A 9,969-nucleotide genomic window follows, 5' to 3' on the forward strand; every position below is an offset into this window, starting at 1 on the left:
TCAGTTCGCCGTTGCTGCGGCCGCCGGCGCTGCGCCGGAACCCGGCGCCGCCACCCGCACCAGGTCGCCGTCGCCCAACAGACCGGCCCCGCTCGCGACGACGCGCTCGCCGGCCCGCAGCCCTTCGCGCACGTCGACGTACGCGCCGTCGACCGCGGCGGTGCGGATACGGCGCTCGCGTGCGCGACTCTTGTCGTCGACCACGAAGGCGTAGGCGCGGCCGTCGCGGCGCACCACCGCTTCGAGCGGGATCAGCAAGCCGGCCTGGCGGCCCAAAGCGATCGAGCCGGAGCTGAACATGCCGGCGCGCAGCGGACCGGGCGCCGGCAGATCGGCATAGACCAGGCCGGTTCTGCGGCGCGTGTCCAGTGCCGGAGAAACCTGTCGCACGCGCCCTTCGACCGTCGTGCCGTTGGGGCCGGACACGCGCACCGGCATGCCCGGCGCGACCCGGGTCAGATCGGCTTCGGCCAGCTCGGCGCGCCATTCCAGCCGGCGGTCGCGGATCAGCTTCAGCAGTTCGCTGTCGGAGCCGGCGACCTGCCCCGGTTGCACGTTGCGTGCGGAGATCACTCCGTCGTGCGGGGCGCGGATCTCGGTGAAATCCAGCTCCACCTGCGCCGCGTCCAGCGCGGAGCGCATGGTGCGCAACTGCGCATTGGCGCTGAGCGCCTCGCCGGCGGCTTCGTCGGCGTCCTGCGCGGAAACGAAGTGCTGCGCGGCCAGCTCGCGGATGCGCTTGGCGCGCTTCTCCGCGACCGCGGCATTGGCCTGAGCCTGCGCGACCGCAGCCTGCGATTGCGAGGCCCTCGCGCGCAGCGTGCGTGCGTCCAGGCGCACCAACACATCGCCGCGGCGTACCGTGTCGCCGACTTCCACCGTTACCTCGGTCACGCGCAGCCCCGACACCTCGGCGCCGACCCCGATCTCCTCCCAGGCAGCGATCGAGCCCGAGGCATCGACCTCGCGGGTCAGTTCGCCGATGCGCGGCGCGATGGTTTCGACGGTCAGGCTGGGCGTGGGCGCGGACGGCGGCTCGGCGGCCTGGCTGCAGGCGCCCAGGCCCGTCGCCAACGCGCACAGGCGCAGCGCCCGGCCCAGGCGGGGCAGGCCCGATGCGGGCGGCCGAGCCCGCACCGGCGCATCCGCGCCGCCTCCGCGGCGCCGCCACCGAGCGCCAAGGCGCAGCGATCCGACGATGCTCATGTGCGCCCGTGCATCTGGCCCATGCCGACCAGGATCTTCCTGGCGCCCGAGTATGGCTGGCGGCCGTGCGTGAACAGCATATTGTCCAGCAGGATGACGTCGTCCTTCTGCCAGTCGAAATGGAACTTCACTTCGTCGTACACGGCTCGGATCCGGTTCAGGTCGTCGACATCGATCGGCGATCCGTCGCCGAAGTACACGTTGCGCGGCAGGTCTTCCATTCTGTACAGCGACAGCATGTCGCGGACGATCTGCTCCGGCAGCCCGGAGATATGGAACAAATGCGCCTGGTTGAACCAAACCTTCTCGCCGGTGACCGGATGAATCTCGGTGGCGGGCGTGACCTGCTTGGTGCGCAGGCCGTTGTTGGCGGTCCATTCGAAATCGATGCCGTTGCTCTCGCAGAACGCCTCGACCTGCCGCCGGTCGTCGGTCTGGAACACCTCGCTCCAGGGCAGATCGACCTGGCCGTAGTTGCGGACGTACTGCAGCTTCTTGGTTTCGAACTTCTCCACGATGTCGGCCGGAATCCTCGCCAACACTTCGCGGCTGTCGGCCAGCGGGGTGGCGCCGCCCATCCCGGCGGCCGGCGGAATCATGCAGAAGAAGCCGATATGCATGGCCCAGACGTTCGCGTACGAGGACTCGTTGTGCTGCGGAATGGTTTCGGCGGGATGGTATTCCGTCGCGGTGTATACGTTTCCGCCGAGCTTGGTGCGCGGCGTCGAGCGATAGGTGTACTCGGCCAGGCTGTCGCCGAACAGTTCTTCGAGAAACTGGCCGAACTGCTTGGTGCCGTGAAAGCGCAGCCCCCGGATCAACAAGGCGCCGCTGTCGAGCAGGATCCGGCCGACCTCGCCCTTGTTCTGCTTTGCCCAAGCCAGCGAGGGGGTAAGCGGCTGGGTCTGAATCAGGATGTTGCGTCCAGAGATCTCTTGAAGCTCGTTGAACATGCTCATGGAATTGTCTCGCGTGAAAGTTTCAAGAAACGTTCCGGTAACCCGGGTGCGCGCGGGCGAAAGGCCGGCTCAGCTTGCCGCGGCCTCGGCCAGCGCTTCCTCCTGCGTCGCATGCGCGCCTTCCCGAACCGGCTTGCGGAACTGGCGCGCGACCAGGCGGGCATAATGCGAATGCGAGCTGAGCAGTTCCTCGTGGCTGCCGCAGCCGGAAATCCGCCCGCCTTCCAGGAAGTAGATGCGGTCTGCGTGGATGATGGTGGCCAGCCGGTGGGCGACGACGATGTTGGTACGCCCCTTCATCAACGACTCCAGCGCCAGCTTGACCTGGTGCTCGGTCTCGCTGTCCAGGCTGGACGTCGCCTCGTCCAGGATCAGGATGTCGGGATTGCGCAGGAACATGCGGGCGATGGCGATGCGCTGCCGCTGCCCCCCCGAGAGGTTCGCGCCTTGTTCGCTCAGGATCGTGTCCAGCCCCTGCGGCATCTGCTCGATGAAGCCCAGTGCGCCGGCCTTCTCGGCCGCCGCGCGCACCGCTTCGTCGGTGAAGTCTCCGCTCAGGCCGTACAGGATGTTGTCGCGCACGCTGCCCGGCATGATCGGCGCGCTCTGCGCGACGTAGCCGATGCGCTCGCGCCAGGCGCGCAGGGCGAACCGATCGATCGCCTTGCCGCCATAAAGGATGGCGCCACCGGTCGGCGCGTAGAAGCGCTCGATCAGCGACAGCACCGTGGTCTTGCCGTTGCCGCTCGCGCCCACCAGCGCGCTGGTCGTCCCGGGTTCGAACACCAGGTTGATCCGGTGCAGCACCTCGGCTTCGCGGTCCGGATAGCTGAAGGATACGTCGCGGAACTCGAGCGTTCCGTGGTTGTCCGTCGGGGCGTCGCCGGCGGTGTCCTCCTCCCTGCCCTGCAGCAAGGCGGCGATCCGGGTGGATGCGCCCCTGGCTTTCTGCAGCTCCTCCAGGAAGGTGGTCAGCTGGATCAACGGCACGGCGACGTTGAAGAGGTAGAGAATGAACGCGGTGAGCGTGCCGATGCTGATGCTGCCGTTGCCGACCCGGGCGCTGCCGTAGATCAGGATGACCAGGATCGCCGCGGTCAGGGACAGGCTGATCAGCGGCCCCAGCACCGCGCTGATCTTCGCCACTTGCAGGCCGATCCGGCGGATGTCGAGGATCTCCAATCGGCTGCGCTCGCGTTCGCGCGCTTCGGCCGTGTAGGCCTTGACCAGGCGGATCTCGGAGAAGACGTGGGTGAGGATGCCGCCGAGCTTGGCGGTGCGGTCCTGGGTGCTGAGCGCGAGCTTCTCCAGCAACGCCACCAGCGGCAGGACCACGCCGAAGGCCAGCACGATGCAGCCGATCACGGTCAGGGTGAGCATCGCATCGAGGAACAGCAGTACGGTGATCGATCCCACCAGGACCAGCACGCCGCTGAACAGATTGATCGCCTGCCGGGTCGCCAGCTCCGAGATCGACTGGCAGTCGTTGAGCACGCGGCTGACCCGTTCGCCGGTGCTCTCCTGGTCGAACGAGGCCACCGGAAGCTTGAGCAGCTTCTCGATCAGCCGCGTGCGCAATGCGGCGATCACGTCGTGGCCGAGCCGGCTGAGCAGGTAGGAAGACACCGCCGAGGCCGCCGCGGCGGCGAGCATGACCGCGGCCAGCGAGGCGATGCCGACGCCGTCGACCGCGCCCTTGGCGAGGTCGTCGACCAGTCGCCGGGTCAAGACCGGAAACGCCAAGGTGCCGGCGACAGATACCAGAGTCATCGCCGCGGCCGTCGCCAGCAGCGCGGTCGACGGCCGGGCCAGGCGCAGCAGCCGCCACAACGCGCCCAGGGACGAGTCCGGAACCGGGGCAGAGGTCGAGCGAGGGGCGCTCACAGCAGCAGTTCCCTTTTTCCGTACAGGACTTCAGCCTGGCGGCCCTGCGAACGCACGGTCGATTCGAGCACCCGGGCCTCCTTGAACTGCGGAAGCTCCTCGGAATACAGGATGCTGGTGATGTGGGTCAGCCAGGGCTCCGCGCCCATCGCGTAGACGAAGATGCGCTCGGGATCGAAGAACCGATGCATCTCCAGCGCCTTGGCGGCGTCGCAACCGTCGAGACGGCGCGACTGGTCTTCGCCGCGGGTGAGCATCTTCTGCAGCAACGGACCGTACAGCCAGGTCGCCGGCGCGCCGACGCATTCCATGCCGAGGAACAGGCAGTCGATGCGCGGCATCAGCTTCTTCAGCGGCGCGTAGAACTCCGGCATCGGCGGATTGGAGTCGGCGAAGAACAGGCAGTTGGTGTCGTGCATCTGCACGCCGAAGGCGAGCTTGGAGCGGATGTCGAGATCGGCGTGTTCGCCGTAGAACGGCGCGCCGATGATGCGGCCGCCGGCGAAGTCGATGGTTTCGTACTCGCCCAGCTCGATCACCTTGTCGAAACCGCAGTGGTTCAGCATCAGCTTGAGCGACACGTCGGGCAGATGCCCACCGCCGGAGCGGCCGACCACGACGTGCTCGACCTGGCTGCGCAGGCGCAGCAGGGTTTCCAACACGACATGGTCCTGGTGCGGATGGGTGATAAGCACGTAGTCGATGCGCGCCGGCAGATCGTCGAAGGTGAAATGGTCGAGCGTGGACTCGCCCGGATAGCTGATCAGCGGATCGACCAGAACGCTTACGCCGGCGCATTCCATCAGTACGCAGGCATGGCCGAAGTAGCGCACGCGCACCCGGCCCGGGAGCAGCTCTTCGGCCCGGGCCCGGCTCGGATGGTCGATGAACATGCCTTCCAGCAACGGCATGTCCCGCGCCGGGTCGTCGACGTGCGGCCGCAGCATCTCCAACAGATCGCCGATCGCGTGCTTGCCGCTGCTCATGTGGTTCCACAAGGGATCGCCGAACGGCAGGCGCAGCTCCACCGATGCGGGTTGGCGCTGGATTTGCGGGGTACTGAGCACGAAAGTGCGCGGTTCGTAGGTCGCCTTCTCGAGAATGCAGGTCTGTAGCGACGGATCGTAGAGTGGGCCGTCGTACAGCACCTTCTCGATGATGCGCGCGACCGGTTGCTTGCATACGTCGTAGGACAGCTCCACGCCGTGGCGGATCAGTTCGTCGACCTGCGCGTACAGGCCCGGAACGCCCGCCCCCTTGGCCTGATTGAGCACCATCTGGTACATGGCGTTGATCGCATCGGCGCCGCGAAGCTGCGTGCCGCAGCGCTCGCGGGTGCGGTCGCGGAACCTGGCCATGTCGCCGGGATCGCCGGTGTAGTTGATGAAGGGGCCGCCGATCAGCTCGGGAATCTTGATCGATTCCAGGTGCTGCGACGGGTCGTCGACGAAGGACTCGAGCAGGTCCAGGTGATAGCGGGTGTAGTGGCCGAAGGTCGACGGCGCGACCAGGTACATGTGCGCGAACCAGGAATTGATCAGCGGAATGCTGCGGATGCCCGGAGCGAGCGACTTGAAGTTCTTCTGGGTCATACCTGTCCTCAAGAGACGGAGAGAGCGGCGCCGCGAGAGGCGCGCCGCGCGGGGCGGTGCGCCGGAGCGCGGGAGCGGCGCAGCGATTGGTTCATCGGGCCGGCGATCTGGGCGATCAGAGTCTCGTCCTGCATCATCGACATGTGGGTGCCGCCGACCGGGGTGATCTTCAGGCGCGGCCCGAGCAAGGCCGACCAGCCGTTGCTGCGGTCGGCCCGCGCGGGCTCCTGCGCGCTGAACAGATCCACTTCCATCGCCAGCAACGGCGGCGAGTATTCGACGCAGGCGCGGGCGATGTCGTTGGCGACCTGGAAACGCCGGTCCATCTCGTGGCCGGTGATCTCCGGCCGCAGCCAACCGTTGCGGTGGCATTCGGCGACCATCGCGTCGAGGTCGTCGAAGGCCAGCAGGCCGCGCAGCACGCTCGGCGGAAGATCCGGCCGCAGGTATTCGAGCGTGCGGATCAGGTAGTGCTTGGTCTCGGCGATCTCCCCTTCCAGATCGGCCGGCTTGAGCTTGTAGGTGTCGATCATTCCCAGGTAGTCGACCGATTCGCCGAGTTCGAGCAGGCGGTGGGCGACCTCATAGGCGACCAGGCCGCCGCCCGACCAGCCGGCCAGGCGGTAGGGCCCGGTGGGCTGCACGGCCATGACCTGCTTGAGGTAGTCGCGGGCCATCTCGGCGAGCGAGCGATAGACCGGCGGGTTCTCGTGCATGGCCCGGGCTTCGATGCTGTAGACCGGAACGTCCTCGTCGATGAAGCGCGCCAGCCGATCGTAGGCCAGCACGCTGCCGAAACCTTCGTGGAAACAGAACAGCGGCGGCTGCGATCCGGCGATGCGCACCGGTATCAGGTTGGACTGCGCGTCCGCGCCCTGCCCATCCTGCCGGGCGACCGACGCCAGGCTTGCCAGCGTCGGCGCGTCGAATACCTGGCGCAGATCCACGACCAGACCGCGCCGGCGGGCGGCGTCGATCAGGCGGGTGATCAGCAGCGAGTGCCCGCCGAGTTCGAAGAAGTTGTCGTTGCGCCCTACTCGCTCCACGCGCAGCAGTTCGCCCCATAGCTGCGCGAGCGACACCTCGACCTCGCCCTGCGGCGGTTCGTACTCGCGCCGCGGCACGGCGCTGGCGTCGGGCAACGGCAACGCCTTGCGATCGAGTTTTCCGTTGGGCGTCAACGGCAGCGCATCCAACAACACGAACGCGGCCGGCACCATGTAATCGGGCATGGTCCTGCGCAGGTGCGTGCGCAAGCCATCGAGGTCCGGTGCGCTGCCGGCCGGGGTCAGATAGGCCACCAGGCGCTTGCCCTCGCCCATGTCCTCGCGCGCCAGCACCACCGCCTCGCGCACCTGTTCGTGCAACAAGAGCTGAGCCTCGATCTCGCCCAACTCGATGCGGAACCCGCGGATCTTCACCTGGTGATCGTTTCGGCCCAGGAATTCGATAGCGCCGTCCTTCTGCCAGCGTGCGAGATCGCCGGTGCGGTACATCCTGGGCGGCGGACCCGCATCCGGGTTCCGGAAAGGATCGCGCAGAAAGCGCTCGGCGGTCAGATCCGGCCGGTTCAGGTAGCCGTGCGCTACGCCTTCGCCGCCGATGTGGATCTCGCCGACGGCTCCGACCGGCACCGGTTCGCCGTGCCGGTCGAGGATGTAGACGCAGGTGTTGGAGATCGGGCCGCCGATCGGCACCGACAGCGCATCGCCCGCCACCGCCGTCACTGCATGGGAGGTGGCGAAAGTCGTGGTTTCGGTCGGGCCGTACACATGCAGCAGCTGTCGCGGACCGCCGTCGCGCAGGATCCGCCGGACGATGTCCGCATCGCAGCGTTCGCCGCCGAACAGCAGGTATTTCAGGCCGGAGAATATCCCGGGTTGGGCGAGCGCGTACTGGTTGAACAAGGCGGTGGTCAGGAACAGGGCCGATACCCGGTGTTCGCGCAGTTCGGCGGCGAATCGCGCGGCGTCGAGCAGGGTCCGCTTGTCCAGGATGAGCACGCGCGCGCCATTGAGCAGCGTCGTCCAGATCTCGAAGGTCGACGCATCGAAGGCCGGGTTGCTGCAATGGGCGACGCAGTCGTCCGCATCGATCGCCGCGTATCCGTTGTCGATCGCCAGGCAGTTGATCGCGCGATGGGGAACGATCACGCCCTTGGGCTCGCCGGTCGAGCCGGAGGTATAGATGATGTACGCCGCATGCTCCGGCGTAAGCCCCAACTCGGCGGCGTCGAGATCGCGTTCGTCCAGCCGTCCGCCGTCGTCGAGGCCTGCATCGAGCGCGATCGCGGGCGGCGCGCAGTCCGGCAGCTTGTCTTTCAGGCGTTGCTGGGTGAGCACCAGCGCCGGCGCCGCGTCTTGCAACAGATAGCCCAGGCGCGCCGCGGGGTAGCTGGTATCCAGCGGAACGTAGGTCGCGCCGGCTTTCAGGACCGCAAGCACGGCGACGATCAGCTCCGGGCTGCGCTCCATGAGCAAGGCCACCCGGTCTCCGGTCTTCACCCCCTGCGCGCGCAAATGGCGGGCCAGGCGGTTCGCGCCTCGATTGAGTTCGGCGTAGGTCGTCGACCGGCCGTCGTGCAGCAAGGCCACCGCGTCGGGCGCCCCGGCCGCCCGCTGCTCGAACAGCTCGTGCACGCAACGGTCGCGCGGGTAGTCGCGCTCGGTGCGGTTCCAGGCCGACAGCGCTTGCCGCCGCTCCTGCGGGCCGACGATCGCGATCGCGTCGACCGGGGTCGCGTCGTCGCGCACCATGCCGCGCAGCAAGGCCTCCAGGTACGCCAGGTGCCGCTGCATCGTCTCGGCTTCGAACAGCGCCGTGGCGAAGCACAGATTGCCGACCAGCCGGTCTTGGTTTTCCTGCCACTCCAGGATGAGGTCGAACTTGGCGTCGGCCGGTGGAACCGGGAGCTCGTCCAGGCGCAGCCCCTCCAGTTCGAATGCCGACTGCGTAGCGTTCTGCAGGGTGAACATGAGCTGGAAAACCGGGCTGTGCGCCCGCGTCCGCTTGGGCTTGAGCGCCTCTACCACCTGTTCGAACGGGACATCCTGGTGATTCTGCGCTTGCAGGACGCTGTCGCGCACCTGCGCCAGCAGCTGCGCCACGGTCGGGCGATCGCTGAAGTCCAGGCGCAGCGCCAACGTGTTGACGAAGAAGCCGATCAGCGGCTCCACCTCGGCGCGGGTACGATTGGCCACCGGCGTGCCGATCACCACCTCGTCCTGATCCGCCAGGCGCGCGACCAGTGCGCCCCAGGCGGCGAGCAAGGTCATGAACAAAGTCGTACCGTGGTGTTGCGACAAAGCTTTGAGCGACGCGGCGAGTTCGGCGTCGAGTTCGATCGACACGCTGTCGCCGCGATAGTCCTGCACCGCAGGACGCGGCCTGTCGGTCGGCAGGTTGGTCAGCGCCGGCGCGGTAGCCAGTTGCCGGCGCCAGAACGCCAGCTGCCGATCCTGCACTTCGTCCTCGAGCCAGTCGCGTTGCCAAACGGCGTAGTCGGCGTACTGGATGGGCAGCGGCGGCAGCGGGTCGATGTGGGGCGACAGCCCCTGCGCGGCGTACGCGCGGTACAATTCGGCCAGCTCTCCGGTCAGCACGCCCAGAGACCAGCCGTCGAATACGATGTGATGCATGGTCAGCAGCAGCACGTGGTCGTGCTCGCCCAGGCGCAGCAAACGTCCGCGGATCAGCGGTCCGCGGGCGAGGTCGAACGGCGCATCGGCTTCGGCGCGTTGCCAGTGCGCGATGGCCTCGTCCGGCGAACCCTCGTCGGCGCTTATGTCGTGACAAGCCAGAGCGAACTGCGCAGCGTCGTCGACGCACTGCACCGGCTGCCCGTCGACCAGATCGAAATGCGTGCGCAGGGCCTCGTGGCGCCGCACGATCCTGTTCAGCGCCGCCCGCAGAGCGTCCCTGTCCAGGCGGCCGCGCAGGCGCAGGCCAGCGGGCATGTGGTAGGCGGTACTGGCCTCCAAGCCCATTTGCGCGATGAACCACAGCCGCTGCTGCGCGAACGACAATGGCGGGCGTTGCGGCCGGACCGCGGCCATGAGGGCGGGTTGCGCGCTGGACGGCGCCTGCCCGACCTGCGCCGCGAATTCATGCAGTATCGGATGCGAGAACAGGTCGGACACCACCATTTCCACCCCGAGCCGCTGGCGCACGCGCGAAACCAGTTGCACGGTCAGCAGCGAGTGGCCGCCGAGATCGAAGAAGCTGTCGCGGCGCCCGACCCTGTCCACGCATAGCAACTCGCTCCAGATCCGCGCCAGCGCCGTCTCCACTTCGCCTTGCGGCGCCTCGTAAGCGCGCTGTGCGAACGC

At 67.6% G+C, this 9,969-nt stretch carries 5 protein-coding genes; all 5 read right to left on the bottom strand.

Translation table 11 applies throughout. The features are described 5' to 3' along the window. The gene (locus AC3A57_RS10295) at nt 1-1,137 is read right to left on the bottom strand and encodes an efflux RND transporter periplasmic adaptor subunit (RefSeq protein WP_487578828.1); all 1,137 of its coding nucleotides are present in this window, start codon (nt 1,135-1,137) and stop codon (nt 1-3) included. A gap of 65 nt (nt 1,138-1,202) precedes the next feature. Then, entirely contained in the window at nt 1,203-2,165 is a 963-nt protein-coding gene (locus tag AC3A57_RS10300) for a TauD/TfdA family dioxygenase (protein ID WP_487578829.1), read from the bottom strand. Between the two features lie 69 nt (nt 2,166-2,234). Next, a complete protein-coding gene (locus AC3A57_RS10305) occupies nt 2,235-4,049 on the bottom strand; it encodes an ABC transporter ATP-binding protein (RefSeq protein ID WP_487578830.1) in 1,815 nt (604 codons plus the stop codon). Next, a complete protein-coding gene (locus tag AC3A57_RS10310) occupies nt 4,046-5,641 on the bottom strand; it encodes an MBL fold metallo-hydrolase (RefSeq protein WP_487578831.1) in 1,596 nt (531 codons plus the stop codon). The genes AC3A57_RS10305 and AC3A57_RS10310 overlap by 4 nt, the downstream gene beginning before the upstream one ends. An 8-nt stretch (nt 5,642-5,649) precedes the next feature. Next, on the bottom strand, nt 5,650-9,969 hold a 4,320-nt coding region (locus AC3A57_RS10315), incomplete at its 5' end, for an amino acid adenylation domain-containing protein (RefSeq protein WP_487578832.1).

It is taken from the genome of Lysobacter sp. Soil_C_15 (assembly GCF_057657315.1).

Coding starts and splice junctions, on each gene's coding strand:
- AC3A57_RS10310 (WP_487578831.1), bottom strand. CDS start 5,641: ATGACCCAGAAGAACTTCAAGTCGCTCGCTCCGGGCATCCGCAGCATT.
- AC3A57_RS10300 (WP_487578829.1), bottom strand. CDS start 2,165: ATGAGCATGTTCAACGAGCTTCAAGAGATCTCTGGACGCAACATCCTG.